This window comes from Candidatus Aminicenantes bacterium (assembly GCA_026393855.1).
Lineage (GTDB): Bacteria > Acidobacteriota > Aminicenantia > Aminicenantales > UBA4085 > UBA4085.
Map to the genome: position 1 here is coordinate 41,919 of JAPKZJ010000123.1, position 17,223 is coordinate 59,141.

The following is a 17,223-nucleotide window of genomic DNA, read 5'->3' on the forward strand; positions in this document are numbered from 1 at the left end:
TTGACCGGGCCGCCCCGGCCGGGTAAGATGGATTGCCTCCGCCGCCCCCTGCGCCGCAGAGGCCGCCGAGCCCGCCGCGGGCCGGCGCGGCCGAGGACTGATGGGAGGCCGACATGCACATCGACGACCTGCTGAAGATCGCCATCGAGATGGACGCTTCCGACGTCCACATCAAGGTCGGCAACCACCCCCAATTCCGGGTTCACGGCATTCTGGTGCCCCTGACCCAGCTGCCCAAGCTCGGTCCCCAGGACACGGAGGAGATCGCCTTCCAGGTCATGAACGAAGCCCAGAAGAAGCGCCTGGAGGAGGATTTCGACCTGGACCTGGCTTACAGCCTGCCCGGGTTCGGCCGCTTCCGCGGCAGCATCTTCCGCCAGCGCGGTTCGTTGGCGGTGGCCCTGCGGATCATCCCCTTCGAGGTCAAAAGCTTCCAGGAGCTCCTGCTGCCGCCGGTGATCGAGCAGATCGCCGCCACCGAGCGCGGCCTGGTCCTGGTCACGGGCTCGACCGGCAGCGGCAAGACAACGACCCTGGCCTCGATAATCGATTTTATCAATCGGAGCCGCCGCGAGCACATCATCACCATCGAGGACCCGATCGAGTACCTGCATCGCGACCAGAAGAGCGTCATCTGCCAGCGCGAGGTCGGCTGGGACGTCAAGAGCTTCGCCCGCGGCTTGCGCGGCGCCCTGCGCGAGGATCCGGACATCATCCTGGTCGGCGAGATGCGCGACCTGGAGACGATCGAAACGGCCATCCTGGCGGCCGAGACGGGCCATCTCGTCCTCAGCACCCTTCATACGGTCGACGCTCCCGAGACGATCAACCGCATCGTCTCCGTCTTTCCGCCCCATCAGCAGCGCCAGATCCGGCTGCAGCTGGCCTCTATCCTGCAGGCGGTCATCTCGCAGCGGCTGGTGCCGCGCAAGGACGGGCGCGGCCGGGTGCCCGCGGTCGAGGTCCTGTTGGCCACTCCCTATGTCCGGGAGTGCATCCAGGAGCGGGAGAAGACCTTCCTCCTGCGCGATGCCATCGGCGCGGGCTACTCCCAGTACGGCATGCAGACCTTCGACCAGTCCGTCTTTCATCTCTACGACCGGGCCTTCATCTCGTTCGAGCAGGGGCTGCGCTATTCCACCAGCCCCGACAATTTCCGGCTCCGGGTCCAGGGTATCCAGTCCACCCAGGATATCGCCCAGGAGGAGATGGAGAAGAACCTGGGCAAGATGAAGCCCGAACGCAAACCCGAGGATTGAGGGCATGAACGCGCAAAGCATCCGCGAAACCTTTCTCGACTACTTCGCCGGCCGCGGCCACAAGATCGTGGCCAGCGCCTCGCTGCTGCCCAAGGACGACCCGAGCCTGCTCTTCACCAACGCCGGGATGAACCAGTTCAAGTCCGTCTTCCTCGGGCTCGAGACCCGCGGCTACAGCCGGGCGGCCACGGTTCAGAAGTGCATGCGCGTCAGCGGCAAACACAACGATCTGGAGCAGGTCGGCCGGACCAGCAAGCATCACACCTTCTTCGAGATGCTGGGCAACTTCTCCTTCGGCGATTACTTCAAACGCGAGGCCGTCCGCTTCGCCTGGGAGCTTGTCAGCGACGTCTTCCGCCTTCCCCAGGACCGCCTCTATGCCACGGTCTACGAGGACGACGACGAGGCTTACGAGCTGTGGCGCGGGGAGATCGGATTCCCGGCCGAGCGCATCTTCCGCTTCGGCAAGAAGGACAACTTCTGGGCCATGGGCGACACCGGCCCCTGCGGGCCCTGCTCGGAACTGCACTTCGACCTCGCCCCCGGGCTCGAGGCCGGCGATCCTCGGGCCCTGATCGATTCCGGGAGCGATCGCTTCGTTGAGCTGTGGAACCTCGTCTTCATGCAGTACCAGCAGGACGGGTCGGGGGCGATGAAGCCCCTGCCCAAGCCCTCGATCGACACCGGCATGGGCCTGGAGCGGATGGCGGCCGTGCTGCAGGGCAAGACGAGCAACTGGGACACCGACCTGTTCACGCCGATCATCGGCGAAATCGCCGGCCTGGCCGGCCGCGAATACCCGGCCGGGGGCGAAGGCGACGTCGCGCTTCGCATCATCGCCGATCACGCCCGGGCCGCGGCCTTCCTGATCAGCGACGGCATCATGCCCGCCAACGACGGCCGCGGCTACGTCCTGCGCCGGCTCATCCGCCGGGCCTTCCGCAACGGCAACAAGATCGGGCTGGAGAAGCCCTTCGTCCACACCCTGATGGGTACCGTGGCCGAGGTCATGAAGGGCGCCTACCCCGAGCTGCTGACCGCCCTGCCGCTCATCGCCCGGGTCTGCCGGTCGGAGGAGGAGCGCTTCGCCCAGACCCTCGCCTCCGGGCTCCGCGTCTTCCAGACCTACGCCGTCGAGGCCCGAACGGCCGGGGCGGCCCGCGTGTCGGGGCCGGCGGCCTTCAAGCTTTACGACACCTACGGATTCCCCCTCGATCTGACCATGGAACTGGCCGCCGACGAAAAGCTGGGGGTCGACGAGACCGGATTCGCGGCCGAGCTGGAAGCCCAGAAAACCCGGGCCCGCCTGGCCTGGAAAGGGGATGCCCAGATCAAGGAGAGGCAAGCCTACGACAGCCTTAAAGGTGTCGTCAGCTCCTTCGCCGGCTACGAATCCTGCCTGCTTCCGGAAGCGAAGGTCCTGGCCCTGTTCAAGGACGGGGCCCGGACCTTCGCCCTCGCCGCGGGGGAGAGCGGCGAGGTCATCCTCGACCGGACGCCGTTCTATGCCGAGGCGGGCGGCCAGGTGGGCGATTCGGGCCGGCTCAAAAACAGCCGCTTTTCGGCCGTAGTTGAGTCCGCGTATTACCCCGTGCCGGAAGTCCGCAGCCATCGGGTCCGGGTCGTAGCCGGGCGAGTGGCCGAAGGCGATGCGGTCGAGGCGGCCATCGACCTCGACAAGCGCAAAGCCGTGCGGGCCAACCACACGGCGACCCATCTTTTGCACGCCGCCTTGCGCCAAGTCCTCGGCGAGCACGTCAAGCAGGCCGGATCGCTCGTTTCGCCCGTTCGGCTGCGCTTCGATTTTACCCATTTTCAAGGCTTATCGCCCGAAGAGATCGCCCGGGTCGAGGCCCTGGTCAACGAGAAGATCCGGGATGACGAGCCGGTCGAGATCCGGGAGATGTCGCTCGAGGAGGGGCTGCGATCGGGCGCCATGGCCATCTTCGAGGAGAAGTACGGCGAGAGGGTCCGGATGGTCGTCGTCGGCGAGTTCAGCCGCTAGCTGTGCGGCGGCGCCCACGCCGGATCCACCGGCCAGATCGGCCTGTTCAAGATTACGGCCGAGACGAGTGTGGCGGCCGGGATGCGCCGCATCGAAGCTCTGACGGGTGACGAGGCCCTGCGGCATCTGCAGGAGATCGATCGGCTGGCCTCCGAGTCGGCCCGGCTTGTCAACGTTCCCCGCAAGGACCTGCCGGCCCAGCTCGAGAAGATGCTGGACCAGATGAGGGAGAAGGACCACGAGATCAAGGCTTTGCGGCAGAAGATCCTGGCCGGCTCGGCCGAGCCTCCGGCCGAGGAGATTCGCCGAGTCGGGGGGCTGAAAGTCCTGGTCCGGCGGATGGAGGGCCTCAGCCCCGAGGAGGCCCGGACGATGACCGATCAGCTCAAGCAGAAGCTTGGTTCCGGCATCGTGCTTTTGGGAGGGGTGCGGGAGGACAAGGCTTTTCTCGTCGCGGCCGTGACCAAGGACCTGAGCGGCCGCGTCTCCGCGGCCGGGCTGATCAAGGCTCTGGCTCCCGTCATCGGCGGTGGGGGAGGCGGTCGGCTCGATTTTGCCCAGGCCGGCGGCCCTCTGACAGGCGAGCTCGACAAGGCTCTGGCCGCGGGCCTTGAGGCCGTAGCCCGCCTGCTCTGACCGGACCGAAGGGGAGGAGAGACCCGCCCCCCATATCACCCCTGCGGGCGATTGACGGCGGGAGGCCGATTCCGGCATGATGAAGCCGATGAAACGAGGCTTCATTCGGATCGGAACCCTGGCCGTCGCGGCCTGCGCGGTTCTGTCCGCCGCTGCTCCCCCCGCCCCCGGCTTTCCCGCCTACTTGAAGACTAAATATGACCCATTGATTCGGGCTTCCGCGCTCCGCAACGGGCTGCAAGTGGGCCTGATCCATGCGGTTATCCAGGCCGAATCGGCCTATAACCGCTGGGCCGTGTCCGAGGCCGGTGCGCAGGGCCTGATGCAGCTGATGCCCGCCACGGCCGCGTTCTATGGAGTTGCCGACGTTTTCGAGCCGGTTCAGAACATCGAGGGGGGCGTACGCTATCTAAAAGACCTCGACCGGCTTTACGACGGCCGCACCGACCTCATCCTGGCCGCCTACAACGCCGGGCAAGCGGCGGTCGAGAAATACAAAGGCATTCCTCCCTATAAGGAAACGCGGGCCTACATTGCGACCGTCCAGGCCGCTTTCCGCAAGAGCGGGAGCCGGGTCCGGACGAGGCTCTTCACGGTGGTGGATGCGGACGGCCGCAAGATCGTGACCAACGATCCGCGCTTGGCCCGGCGGGAATCCCGCTAGCGCGGGAGCAGGCTCAGAGATATCCCTTGATCGGCAGGCTGCGCGGCGCGATGGTGAAGACCGCCGGCAGGGTGCCCAACTGCTCGCCGTCGAACTCGAGAAGGACCGGATCGTCGTCCTCGGGGTCGGCTTCCACCCGGCGGCCGCGGATTACGTCGACCTTGCGGTAGCCGGTGTGCGAGCCGTTCATCAGCCTCCAGCCGTGCAGGCAGAACTCGACGAAGCGCATGCCTCGGACCAGGACCGTATCGAAGAGCCCGTCGTCGAGGCGCGCATCGGGCGCGATCTTCATGCCTTTGCCGAAAATCCGGCCGTTGGCCACGGCCCCGATCAGATATTCGCCGCGCGGAAGCTCCTGCCCGTCCACCCGGATGCGGACTTTTTTATTCTTGTAGTGGGCCATGGTCTCGACCAGGCAGCGGACGTAGGACGAGGCTTTCCGCTCCAGCCGCCGGGTGTTGACCTTGTGGACGACTTCGCCGCCGACGCCGAAGTCGGCGACGTTGAGAAAAATCCGCTCGTCCGGGCGGCCGTCACCGCCGCGGAACGCGACCCGGCCGACGTCGATCGTTCGGGTCGGGGCTTCGGTGATGACCTGCATCGCGCCGCGCAGGCGCGGCGGGATCCGCAGCGAGCGGGTCAGATCGCAGCCCGTCCCGGACGGCACGATGCCCAGGCTGGCCGCCGGGTTGATCAGTCGGGCGTCCTCGTAGAAGCCGTTGGCGATCTCGTTCATCGTCCCGTCGCCGCCGACGCCGATGACCAGGTCGGTGCCGTCGCGAAGCGCCGAGCGGGCGATCTCGATGGCTTGCAGGGGCTTCTCGGTGAACTCGACCTTGAAATCCCGGATGAAGTGGCGGATGCCTTCCTTAATCTGAGTCCAGCGGCGCCGGGTCTGACCTTTGGCCGATTCGGGGTTGACGATGACCTGGGTCTTGAAGCGCCTCAAACGTGGCTCCCGGGCTGCGGCGGCAGCGGCGCCCCCGGCGGCGGGGTGCGGCGGGCAAATAGGGACATGCCGATGATTCCGCCGAGAGCGGCCAGCGCGGCAAAAACGGCGGCGTTGATGACGAGGCCGATAAAGAACCAGAAGAAGGAGAACGGGCCGACGCCGCGGGTGAACCATTGCTCCCAGCCCGCCGGCATCTCCTGGACGTACTCGGCCATGCGTTCGAGGAAACGACGGAAGAAGACGGCGTTCAAGGCGGCCAGCGGGATGCTCATGAGCGAGACGGCGCCGGCCGCGACGACACCCGTGAACGCTCCGACCAGGGCTCCGTCGCCCGCGGTCGGAGGCGCGGGGGCATCCTTGGCCATCAGATAGGCGGCCAGGATGCCGGCGCCGATCATCCACAGACAGCAAAGGCAATTGACGAAGGGGATGCCGGAAAGAACACCGCCGGCCGCGCCGGCGATCAGAGCCGGGGCTAAAAGACTGGGCTTGCGACCATTCATGCCATTCTCCACGTCCTCGTCATTCTATTTTTTTTCCGCTCCGGACGCAAACAGGCTCCCCAGACCGGCCAAGAAATAGAACGGCAGGATGGGCCCCCAGATCAATCCGGTGGCGAAGCGCAGGGCTCCCGGGGAGCGCCAGATCCCGAACAGGTTGGCCGCCGCATCCACGGCGATCGGCAGGCTCACGGCTAGAAACGCCGCGGCGCAAGGCGGGCGGAGGTCGGTGAGAGGACGGAGGAACGGCCGCGCGATCAACCCGAGGAAGGCGCCCAGATAGATGCCGGTGCAGCGGGCGCAGACGGCGAGGGGAAACCCGGCCAGGGAAAAGCACCGTTCCGGCTGCTGATGGCAGAGCGGGGCAAAGACGGCATAGAGGAAGGCGGCGGCTCTCGAGCCCCTGGCCATGAGCAGGGGCGCGGCGGCGACGGCGGCGAGCCCGACGGCGCCGGCGGCCAGGGTCAGGCCATAGAACCAGGCCATCCGGGTCCGGAAGGTCTTCATGGCTGTCCGACCTCGGCCCCCGCGCCTTACGCGGCCCGCCTCCGGCGCAAGTCAAGGAGCCCGGCTGCCAGGATCAGGAAGGCCAGCGTCGGAAGGGATCGGCCGAGGTAGAAGTGGAACAGCCCCGGTCGCATCAGGTCGTAAAGAGAAAGCGCGATCAGGACGAAATCCGCCGTAAGAACGGCTCGGAAGGCTCCGGAAAAGCTCGACCAGCGGGCCAGGAGGACGGATATGGCCAAGATGGCGGAAAGATAAGTATATTCCCAGCCAAGAGGCGAGATGAGCGGGATCGCCAGCAGGAGCAATCCGACTTCCAGCGGCTCCGGGCGGCTGATTCCGTCTCCCCTGATCAGGACGAAGAGAACGGCCGCGGCCAGAAGGGCAACGGCGGCTCCATAGAGCCAGGTCGCCGTCGCGGAAGGACCGAGCCACTTGGAGAAGAAGGCCAGCAAAGAGACATTGTCCTGCGACACGAGCAGCGGCGGCGTTGATCGCGACAAGGTCCGGATCCATTCCGCGTGGACGGTCCAGTTGCCTTTCCAGCCATAAAAGGCGGCGGGCAGGAGAAGCGAGAGGCCCAGGAACGAGACGGCCGCGGCCAAGGCCGCCCAGCGCCTTTTCAAGAAAAGGTAGGGCAGCATGATGACGCCATAAGGCTTGAGGGCCGCGCCCAGTCCGGCCAGAAGTCCCGCCGACGCCTCGGCCAAGGGAGCGCGGCGGCCTTCCCGTGCCGTCAGCAGAAGGGCCATGCCCAGGAAGACCGCGGTGATCAGAGCGTTGATCTGGCCCAATTCCAGCTCGCGCAGGAAATACTTGGCCAGGATGAGCCCCGGCCAGGCCGCCCGCCAAGGTTGATCGGGGACCGCTAAACCGGCCAACCGAGCGGACCACGAAGCGGCCAGAAAACAAGCGCCCAGGATCAAGGCCAGCCAGACTGATTTCGCAACGGTCAAGGGAAGCCCGGCCAACGGAGCGTAGATCACGGCCGAGAACGGGGCGTACTTGAACTGGTAGTGCTCGTCCGACGTCCGGTAAAGCGTCTCGCCGTGGATCAGCCGATCGCCGGCCTGGAGGTTGACCTGGAAATCTCGCAAGCCCGCTTTCCCGACCCAGAGCAGGGCCAGCCCGACGGCCAGGAGGACGGCATAAAGTACGGCGGCCGGCGGTCGAGTGCGTCGCATCGAACCTCAAACTACCCGATGGTCGGCGCGAAGTCAACTCGATGATTGACAGGGCGGGAACGGCATGTCAAAATATCCATTCATCCGGGCCGCGATGCGGCCTTTCAGGAGGCATCATGAAGCATAAATCCATCATCGTCTGTCTTTGCGCGGCGCTGCTCCTCGGCTCCGCGGTGGTCCTGCCCGCGGGACAGGAAGATCCCGCCGTCAAGAGACTCGAGGATTCGGGGCCCGGCGTCCTGTCCCTGATCGCCTATGATAAGGACAAGAAGGAGATCGCCAAGGGCTCGGCCGTCGCCCTGGCCAAGGATCTGGCTCTGACCAACTACCACCTGATCAGCGGCGCGGCCTCGGCCATGGGCTTCAACTATAAGAAGAAGGAAGTCGACGTCGAAGGCATCGTGGCCGTCAACAAGGCCCTCGATCTGGCCCTGATCCGGATCAAGGGCAAGGTGACTCCGCTCGTCCCCGCGCCCGACGCCCTGGGCAAAGGCAAGAAAGTCCTGGCCATCGGCGCCAACGAAGCGGGCGAAATCGTCGTCGCCTCGGGCGAGATCCGGGATGCCCGCGATCTGGGAGCAGGATCCACGGTCGCGGAAATCAGCGCCGCAGTGCCCGAGGCTTTCGCCGGTGGAGCGGTGTTCGGCGAGGACGGCAAGTTCGTCGGCCTGCTGACGATCCTGGATCGCCAGCTCCGGTTCGTCGTGCCGGCGGCCGCTTTCGACGGTCTGAATCGGGCCGCGGCCGTCCAGGCGTTCAAAACCTGGACGCCCGAAGAATATCTGGGCACGGTGGAAGGCGCCTGGCTGGCGGGCCGCCTCTACAACTGGATGGAGCAATCCCTCAACGCCCAGCGCAACCTGGAGAAGGTGACCAAGGCCCAGCCGAACAACCTGGAAGCCTGGACCTTGCTGTCCGCGGTCTACAACAAGCAGCGCGATTTCGCCAACGCCGTGACGGCCTTCAAGAAGGTCATCGAGCTTGACCCCCAAAACGTCGTCGCCTATCTAGGCTTGGGCGATATCCTGGTCCGGATGCAGAAGCCGATGGAAGCTGCGCCCTACCTGGAGAAGGCTCTGGCCATCGACCCCTCCAAGAAGGAAGCCCTGATGTTTCTGGGCAACGCCTATCAGGACGCCCGGGAATGGGCCAAGGCGGCGGATGCTTATGAGAAGTACCTGGTGGCCGGCCCGGCCAACGCCTGGACGATCTACAAAAGCCTGGGCGACTGCCGGCTGGAAGCGAACGAGTTCGAAAAAGCAGCCGCCGCGTACGGCGAGGCACTGAAAACCCAACCCGACGACCAATCCATCGCCTTTCGGCAGGCCCAGTCCTATGAGCGGGGCGGCAAGCTGGAGCAGGCCGAGGCGGCCTACGCCAAGCTGGCGCTAATGAGTCCCAAGGACGCCGGCGGCCACTACCAGCGAATCCTGGCGATGTACGACAAGGCCAACAACCCGACCAAGGCCGTGGCTGCGGCCAAGAAGCTCGTCGAGCTGAACCCGAAGGACGAACAGTCCTTCTACAACCTCGGGTTCATGTATCAGAAGATGCAGAACTACCCGGAGGCGATCGCCAATTTCCGCAAGGCCATCGAGCTGAAGCCCACCTACGATTTTGCCTGGTTCCAGACCGGCTTCTGTTATTACATGCAGAAGAACTACGCCGAAGCGGCCAAAGCCTTCCAGAAGGACGTCGAGATCGTTCCCGACAATTTCTACGCCTACCTCTACATCGGCATGTGCCACATGCAGACCAAGCAGTTCACCCTGGCCATGGACCCGATGAAAAAGGCCGTCGACCTGAAGCCGGACGACGGGACGGCGCTTTTCAACCTGGGCATCATCTACCTTAATCTGCACGACAAATACAGCGCCCAGGCAGTGGCCAAGAAACTGCAGGCGATTGACGCCAACTTGGCCGTCAAGCTGCGCGGCTACATCAAGTAAGCGGCGGCGGCGCGACCCGGCCCCGCCTCTCCCCTAGGAAGGGGAGAGGCGGGGTTGTGACCCGCTTCTCCTGACCGGCGGGGGAGGGAGACGCCGGGCCCGGAGGAAATCCGTTTGACAGGGGGCGGAGGGTTGTGATAAAAGATTGTCTTCAGTTCCCCGTTCCCTTCGAACGCGTCTCCAAGATCCCTCGAATTGAAGGCTGTTTTTGCATATGGGCAAGTGGCGGAACGGCAGACGCGCTAGGCTTAGGACCTAGTTCCTGAAAGGGAATGCGGGTTCGATTCCCGCCTTGCCCATGGACGATCCCCGGACAAGGATAGGACTCCCATGACCGAACCGATCGAGCGCCTGAAAAGCACGGTGAAGGATCTAGCCCCCACCCGCAAGGAAGTCGAGGCCGAACTGAGCGCGGCCGAGGTGGCCCACGAGTTCGAACACGTCTTGGAGCATTACGCCGAGCGGGCCCGGATGAAAGGGTTCCGGGCCGGACGGGCGCCCAAGGACATGGTTAAGCAGGTCTACCAGCACGAGATCCAGCACGAGCTGGTCGATCGGCTGGTCCCCATGGTCCTGGAGGAGATCCTGACGGCTCACGGCATTCATCCCGTCGGCAGCCCGGTCATCGAGGACCTCTCGATCGAGGCTGGGGCGCCCCTGAAGTTCAAGGCCGTGGTCGAAATCTGGCCGGACTTCGCTTTGCCGGCCTACCGCAAGGTCCGGACGACCCGCCGCTCGGCCGAGGTTCCCGAGGCCGACGTGGACAAGACGATTGAGGACCTGCGGCGCAAAGCGGCCGAATACATCCCCGTCGAGGACCGCGCCGTCGTCGCCGGCGACTACGTCGTCGTCGAGACGCAGGCTCGCGACCTCCGGACTAAGCGGATGCGGCCGGTCGAAAAGGCCGTCGTCCTCGTCGGCCGCCCGGGCAACGACCCGGCCGTGGACGAGAACGTCCGGGGCCTTCGGCCGGGTGAAAGCAAGTCCTTCCAATCGACCTACCCCGAAGACGCCCCGGTCCGGGCTCTGGCCGGCAAGGACATCGAGACCACGCTCAAAGTCCAGTCGATCAAGGCCGAACGCTTGCCCGAGCTCAACGACGATTTCGCCAAGAGCTTGGGCGAGTTCGACAGCTTGGCCGTCCTGCGCGAAAAGGTCCGCTCCGAGCTCGGCAAGGCCCGCGAAGCCCAGGCTCGGCGGGATGCTTCCGAGGACGTCCTGGCCCAGCTCATCGAGCAGACCGCCATCGACCTGCCCGAGGGAGCGGTCGAAGAGGAAGCCGAGGAAGTCCTGAAAAAGACCTTCCAATCGATTCCGGCCGAAAGCGTCACCCCCGAGCTCGTCGAGCAGTTCCGCCCGCGGGCCCGCGAGCAGGCCGTCGGGGCGATCAAGCGACAGCTCCTGCTGCGCCGGATCGCCGAGGCCGAGAAGATCGAAGTCGGCGAAGACGAAGTCGATCAGGAGATCCGCGACCTGGCCCGAGCCAATGGCGTGCCGGCGCCCCGGCTCCTCGAATCCTTCGCTCAGGAAGGCCGTCGAGACGGGCTCAAAGCCAATCTGGTCCTGCGCAAGGCCGTTGACTTCCTGGTCGGCCAGGCTATAATGGAGTAACCGGCTTCCCGGGCCCCCCATGACTCTCATCCCCTTTGTCGTCGAGCAGGACGGCCGCTCCGAGCGGGCCTACGACATCTATTCCCGCCTGTTGCGCGACAACATCATCTTCATCGGGACCGAGATCGACGACAGCCTGGCCAACACGGTCATCGCCCAGCTGCTGTTCCTGGAAGCCGAGAATCCGGAGAAGGAGATCTCGGTCTATATCAACTCGCCCGGCGGGTCGATCACCGCCGGCCTGGCCATCTACGACACCATGCAATACGTCAGCAACGAGATCTCGACCATCGGGGTCGGCCAGGCAGCCAGCATGGCGGCGGTGCTGCTCGCGGCCGGCGCGCCCGGCAAACGGATCGCCCTGGCCAACACCCGGGTCCTGCTGCACCAGCCTTTCGGCGGCACCCAAGGCCAGGCCTCGGACATCGCCATCCAGGCCAAGGAAATTCTGCGGATGCGGGACTCCCTGTACCACATCCTGGTCAAGCACACCCGCCAGCCCAAGACCAAGATCCAGGCCGACATCGAGCGCGACTTCATCATGTCCGCGGTCCAGGCCCGGGAGTACGGCATTATCGACCAGATCTACACCTCCCGGACCCCGGCCAAGAAATAGGGGACGACCCGAGACTCATGGACGAGATCAAGAACGGCCGGTCCGAGAGCCTGGTCAAGTGCGCCTTCTGCGGCCGCGGCCAGGCCCAGGCCCGCAAGCTCATCGCCGGGCCCGGCGGCATCTTCATCTGCGACAACTGCGTCGAGGTGGCCCATACGATCGTCGAGGCCGACAAGCCCAAGCCGGCCGAGACCGTGACGGCGCCCGAGGAATCGCCCACTCCGGCCGCCATCAAGGCTGCCCTGGACGAATACATGATCGGCCAGGACAAGGCCAAAAAGAAGATCGCCGTGGCGGTCTACAACCACTATAAACGCATCCGCCAGCCTCACTCGGCCTCGGACGTCGAGATCTCCAAAAGCAACATCCTGCTGATCGGGCCGACGGGAACCGGTAAGACCCTCATGGCCCAGATCCTGGCCCGAATCTTGTCGGTGCCGTTCGCCATCGCCGACGCCACCACCCTGACCGAAGCGGGCTATGTCGGCGAGGACGTGGAGAACGTCATCCTCAAGCTCTACCAGGCGGCCAAGGGCGACATCGCCCGGGCCCAGAAGGGCATCATCTATATCGACGAGATCGACAAGATCAGCCGCAAAAGCGACAGCCCCTCGATCACCCGGGATGTCTCGGGCGAGGGCGTCCAACAGGCCTTGCTTAAAATCATCGAGGGAACGAGCGCCAACATCCCGCCGCAGGGAGGGCGTAAGCATCCCTATCAGGAATTCATCCCGGTCGACACGACCGACATCCTATTCATCTGCGGCGGAGCGTTCGTCGGGCTGGATCGGATCATCGCCCAGCGGCTGGGCCGTTCCATGGTCGGATTCAAGGCCGAGGCCAAAGTCCGGCCGGATGCGGCCTCCGGGCTGCTGGCCGATCTCATCCCGCAGGATCTGATCAAGTACGGCCTGATCCCCGAGCTGGTCGGCCGCATCCCGGTCGTGGCCGTCTTCGACGAGCTCGGCCCGGACGAGCTGGTCGCCATCCTGACCCGGCCCAAGAACGCCATCATCCGCCAGTACCAGCGGCTGTTCGAGATGGAGGGCGTCGAGCTGGAGTTTAGCGATGAAGCCCTGGCGGCCATCGCCCGCAAGTCCCTGGAGCGCAAGCTCGGGGCCCGCGGGCTGCGGACGATCATCGAGGACCTCATGCTCGATCTGATGTTCGATCTGCCCTCCTCGCGCAAGCCCGGCCGGATCAAGATCACCAAGCGGATGGTCGAGGAGAATGGGTCGGAGCGGACCAAGCCGGTCGCGGGAGAGTGACATGGAACCGAACGGCGAATCGCTGGAAACCCTCAAAACGCTGCCGCTTATTCCGCTTCGCGACCTGGTCGTCTTCCCGGCCACCCTCGTCCCGTTCACCATCGGCCGACCCTCGTCCATCCTGGCCCTGGAGAAGTCGGCCGATACCGACCGGATGATCGTCCTATCGGCCCAGATGGACCCGACCCTGGACAACCCCCAGCCCAAGGACATCTACTCGCTGGGGATCACGGCTAAAGTCATCCGCACCGCCCCCGTCGACGACAAGAACGTCAAGGTCATCGTCGAGGGCAAAAAACGGGCCCGCATCCTCGAGGTCGTCGGGTCGCACCCGTTCTACCAGGTCCTGATCAAGGAAGTCCGGGTCTACGACGACGGCGGCAAGGAGGCGGCCGAGGAGCTGCGCCAAGTCCTGCCGATGTTCGAGGAATACCTCAAGTTCAACCAGAATGCCAACGTCCAGGCCATCATTCCGGCCTTGCGCGAACACACCCCCGATCGGATCGCCGACATCATCTCGTCCCATCTCTACCTGCCGCTGGACGAGAAGCAGAACCTGTTGGAGACGATCAACAGCCTGGAGCGGCTGCGGCGGCTTCGCTTCCTGCTCGAGTCCGAAATCTACCGCCTTCAGTCTTCGAGCCGCAAGGACGGCCGGGCCGGCGGCAAGCGCAAGACCGCCTTCACCCCGGGCGGCTCCGGCTCTTTGCCGCCGGGAGCCAAGCGGGACGAGCCGGCCAGCGAGGTCGAGGAACTGCGCAAGAAGGTGGCTGCGGCCAAGATGCCCCCCGACGCCGCCGAAAAGTCCCGCAAGGAACTGGAGCGCCTGGAGAGCATGCCGCCCATGTCGGCCGAGGCGACCGTTTGCCGCAACTACCTGGACTGGCTGATCGCCCTGCCCTGGATCAAGAAATCCCGCGAGAAGCGGGACCTGGCCGAGGCCGAGCGCATCCTGAACGAGGATCACTTCGGGCTGGACAAGGTCAAGGAGCGGATCCTGGAATATCTTTCCATCCGCCAGCTGGTCAAGGATCCCAAGGGGATCATCCTCGGCCTGGTCGGCCCCCCGGGCGTCGGCAAGAGCTCCCTGGCCAAGTCCATCGCCCGCTCCACGGGCCGCAAGTTCGTTCGGCTGTCGCTCGGCGGCGTGCGGGACGAAGCCGAGATCCGGGGCCATCGGCGGACGTACATCGGCGCCTATCCCGGGCGGATCATCCAGATGATCAAGCGGGCCGGGACCCGCAACCCGGTCTTTCTGCTCGACGAAGTCGACAAGATGAGCATGGACTTCCGGGGCGACCCGGCTTCGGCCCTGATGGAGGTCCTCGACCCCGAACAGAACAACGCCTTTCTGGACCATTACATCGACACCGATTTCGACCTCTCCCAGGTCATGTTCGTGGTCACGGCCAACTCCCTGGAGCCCGTGCCGCGGCCGCTCATCGACCGCATGGAGATCATCCGCATCCCCGGCTACACCGAGGAGGAGAAAATCCAGATCGCGAAGCAGTTCCTGTGGCCCAAGCAGTTAAAGGCCCACGGGCTGACGGCGGCCAATCTGGCCATCTCCGATTCGGCGCTCGGCCAATTGATCGACGACTATACCCGGGAAGCGGGTGTGCGCAACTTGGAGAGGGAGATCACCCGCATCTGCCGCAAGGTCGTCAAGCGGGTTGTCCAGAAGGGCAAGGATCGGAAGGAAAAAGTCAGCGTCAAGAACCTGGAGGCCTATCTCGGCGTGCCCAAGTTCCGGCGCTCGGCCTTGGACTACGAAGACGAAATCGGAGTGGCCATGGGTATGGCCTGGACCGAGTTCGGCGGCGAAATGCTGACCTTCGAGGCCATGAGGGTTCACGGCAAGGGCACTTTCGTCCTGACCGGGCAGATGGGCGAGGTCATGCAGGAGTCGGCCCAGGCCGCCTTCAGTTATGTCCGGGCCAAGGTCTTCGAGCTCAACGTGGCCAAGGACGTGACCAAGGACTTCGACATCCATATCCATGTCCCCGAGGGGGCGACTCCGAAGGAAGGCCCTTCGGCCGGGATCACCATCGCCATCGCCATCCTCTCGCTGCTGACCGAGATCCCGGTCAGCAAGAAGCTGGCCATGAGCGGGGAAATCACTCTGCGGGGCAAGGTTCTGCCCGTGGGCGGGATCAAAGAGAAGCTGCTGGCCGCCCATCGCGAGGGGATCCGGGAAGCGATCCTGCCGCGGGACAACAAGGCCGACCTGAAAGATCTGCCCAAGACCATCCTGCAATCCATGAAGATCCACCTGGTCGAGACGATGGACGACGTTCTCAAGCTCGTTCTGACCAGGGAGCTGCCGCTGGCGCCCGGCCCGGCCCGGCCCGGCGGCGGCAAGACCGATGTCCGGGCGGGGGAGACCCCGGCCGGTCCGGCCGGCGAGGCCAAGGACAGCCCCGAACCGCCGGTCACGCACTAGGAGGAAACGACCATGCCGAATCAGAGACAAGGGCGCTATAACCGCGGCCCCAAGCCCCACGGCCCCAAAGACCTGCCGCCGGACCCCCGGCCGGAGTACGAAGAATACGAGCCGCCCCGCGATCCCGAGGGAGTCCATGACTTCGGGTTGATCGAGATGGAAGGCAAGGATCTCAAGGAGGTCCTCAAGATCGCCGCCCAGGTCGGGATGGCCGAGGCCGACATCGAGGCCGATAAGGCCAACAAGCACAACCTGATCTTCAAGATCCTGGAGGCCCAGGCCAAACGGCAGGGCCTGCTCTTCTCGGAGGGCGTCCTGGAATGCCTGGAGGACGGCTTCGGGTTCCTGCGGGCGCCCGAATTCAGCTACCTCCCCAGCCAGGACGATATCTACGTCTCGCCCTCGCAGATCCGCAAGTTCCAGTTGCGGACGGGGGACACCATCTCGGGGCTCGTCCGGCCGCCCAAGAACGGGGAGAAGTACTTCGCCCTGATCAAGATCGAGGCCATCAACTTCATGCTGCCCGACGTCCTGATCGAGCAGCGGCGCAACGTCCACTTCGAGCAGCTGACGCCTCTCTACCCGCACGAGAAGATCATTCTCCAGGACGGCAACCCGAAGAACCTCAACGCCCGGATCATGGAGCTGCTGACCCCCATCGGCAAAGGTCAGCGAGGCCTGATCGTCTCGCCGCCCCGGGCCGGCAAGACGACCCTGCTCAAGACGATCGCCAAGTCGATCGAGAAGAACCACCCCGAGATCTTCCTGATCGTTCTGCTCGTGGCCGAGCGGCCCGAGGAAGTCACGGACTTCCAAAGAAGCGTCGCCGGCGAAGTCGTGGCCTCCACCTTCGACGAGCCGCCCGCCCGCAACGCCCAGGTCGCCAATATCGTCCTGGAGAAGGCTAAGCGGCTGGTTGAGATCAAGCGCGACGTGGTCATCCTGCTCGACTCCATCACCCGGCTGGCCCGGGCCCACAACGCCATCATCCCGCCTTCGGGCAAGGTCCTCTCGGGCGGCATCGACGCCAACGCCCTGAACCGGCCCAAGAAGTTCTTCGGTTCGGCCCGCAAGATCGAGGAGGGCGGGAGCTTGACGATCATCGCCACCGCCCTGGTCGACACCGGGAGCCGGATGGATGAGGTCATCTTCGAGGAGTTCAAGGGCACGGGCAACATGGAGATCAACCTCGACCGGAGGCTGGTCGACAAGCGGACCTTCCCGGCCATCGACATCAACCGCTCGGCCACCCGCAAGGAAGAGCTCCTCATTGAGGAAACCGAGCTCAGCCGGACCTGGGTCCTGCGCAAGATCCTGTCCCAGCTCAGCGAGGTCGAGGCCATGGAGCTGCTGATCGAAAAGCTCGGCAAGGCCAAGACCAACCAAGACTTTCTCAACGCCATGAGCAAGGGGATCTAAGCCCGAAACGGCGGAATTCTCTCGAACCCCCAGCCCCGCTTTTCCGAAAGGGAAGGCGGGGCTTTTTATTTCATCTCCCATCTCCGGGAGATGAGCCCTTTTTTCTCCCGTTTCCGGAAAAAGCCAAGCCGTCGCCCGAAGAGCGAAAGCTCCCGTCGCGGCTCTTGGGCCTGATGCTGCGCGGGCTTCTGAAGATTGACGGCAACCGGACGG

Annotated in this window: 12 protein-coding genes, 1 tRNA gene and 1 pseudogene; 10 read left to right on the forward strand and 4 right to left on the reverse strand. The window is 64.8% G+C overall.

From position 1 onward, the window contains the following. The first annotated feature begins 113 nt into the window (after positions 1-113). The 3 genes and pseudogenes from NTZ26_15130 (at position 114) to NTZ26_15140 (ending at position 4,564) form a co-directional block, all read left to right on the forward strand. A complete protein-coding gene (locus NTZ26_15130; GenBank protein ID MCX6561833.1) occupies positions 114-1,259 on the forward strand; it encodes a type IV pilus twitching motility protein PilT in 1,146 nt (381 codons plus the stop codon). Positions 1,260-1,263: 4 nt separating this feature from the next. Next, a pseudogene (gene alaS, locus NTZ26_15135) lies at positions 1,264-3,900 on the forward strand (alanine--tRNA ligase). A gap of 76 nt (positions 3,901-3,976) precedes the next feature. Continuing rightward, a complete protein-coding gene (locus NTZ26_15140; protein MCX6561834.1) occupies positions 3,977-4,564 on the forward strand; it encodes a lytic transglycosylase domain-containing protein in 588 nt (195 codons plus the stop codon). Between the two features lie 13 nt (positions 4,565-4,577). Here the strand turns inward: NTZ26_15140 and NTZ26_15145 are convergent, their stop codons facing one another. The 4 genes from NTZ26_15145 to NTZ26_15160 are packed head-to-tail and all read right to left on the reverse strand — an operon-like array spanning position 4,578 to position 7,704. Next, a complete protein-coding gene (locus tag NTZ26_15145; GenBank protein MCX6561835.1) occupies positions 4,578-5,513 on the reverse strand; it encodes a diacylglycerol kinase family lipid kinase in 936 nt (311 codons plus the stop codon). After that, positions 5,510-6,019: a hypothetical protein gene (locus NTZ26_15150; GenBank protein MCX6561836.1), complete on the reverse strand. Its 510-nt coding sequence runs from the start codon at positions 6,017-6,019 to the stop codon at positions 5,510-5,512. The genes NTZ26_15145 and NTZ26_15150 overlap by 4 nt, the downstream gene beginning before the upstream one ends. Positions 6,020-6,043: 24 nt before the next feature. Next, positions 6,044-6,523, reverse strand: a complete 480-nt coding sequence (locus NTZ26_15155) for a DUF2085 domain-containing protein (protein MCX6561837.1) — start codon at positions 6,521-6,523, stop codon at positions 6,044-6,046. Positions 6,524-6,549: 26 nt separating this feature from the next. Next, entirely contained in the window at positions 6,550-7,704 is a 1,155-nt protein-coding gene (locus NTZ26_15160) for a glycosyltransferase family 87 protein (GenBank protein ID MCX6561838.1), read from the reverse strand. A gap of 116 nt (positions 7,705-7,820) precedes the next feature. Between NTZ26_15160 and NTZ26_15165 the strand changes: the two genes are divergently transcribed. The 7 genes from NTZ26_15165 (at position 7,821) to rho (ending at position 17,010) form a co-directional block, all read left to right on the forward strand. Beyond that, entirely contained in the window at positions 7,821-9,653 is a 1,833-nt protein-coding gene (locus tag NTZ26_15165; GenBank protein ID MCX6561839.1) for a tetratricopeptide repeat protein, read from the forward strand. A gap of 216 nt (positions 9,654-9,869) precedes the next feature. Continuing rightward, positions 9,870-9,952: transfer RNA gene (locus NTZ26_15170), tRNA-Leu, on the forward strand. Between the two features lie 31 nt (positions 9,953-9,983). Beyond that, positions 9,984-11,264, forward strand: coding sequence for a trigger factor (gene tig / locus NTZ26_15175; protein ID MCX6561840.1), 1,281 nt, complete (start codon positions 9,984-9,986; stop codon positions 11,262-11,264). Positions 11,265-11,283: 19 nt separating this feature from the next. After that, the gene (locus NTZ26_15180; GenBank protein ID MCX6561841.1) at positions 11,284-11,880 is read left to right on the forward strand and encodes an ATP-dependent Clp protease proteolytic subunit; all 597 of its coding nucleotides are present in this window, start codon (positions 11,284-11,286) and stop codon (positions 11,878-11,880) included. Between the two features lie 17 nt (positions 11,881-11,897). Then, positions 11,898-13,148: an ATP-dependent Clp protease ATP-binding subunit ClpX gene (gene clpX / locus NTZ26_15185; GenBank protein ID MCX6561842.1), complete on the forward strand. Its 1,251-nt coding sequence runs from the start codon at positions 11,898-11,900 to the stop codon at positions 13,146-13,148. Position 13,149: 1 nt separating this feature from the next. Then, entirely contained in the window at positions 13,150-15,591 is a 2,442-nt protein-coding gene (gene lon, locus NTZ26_15190) for an endopeptidase La (protein ID MCX6561843.1), read from the forward strand. Positions 15,592-15,747: 156 nt separating this feature from the next. Then, complete coding sequence (gene rho, locus NTZ26_15195) at positions 15,748-17,010, forward strand: transcription termination factor Rho (GenBank protein ID MCX6561844.1); 1,263 nt, start codon at positions 15,748-15,750, stop codon at positions 17,008-17,010. The last annotated feature ends 213 nt before the right edge of the window (positions 17,011-17,223 follow it).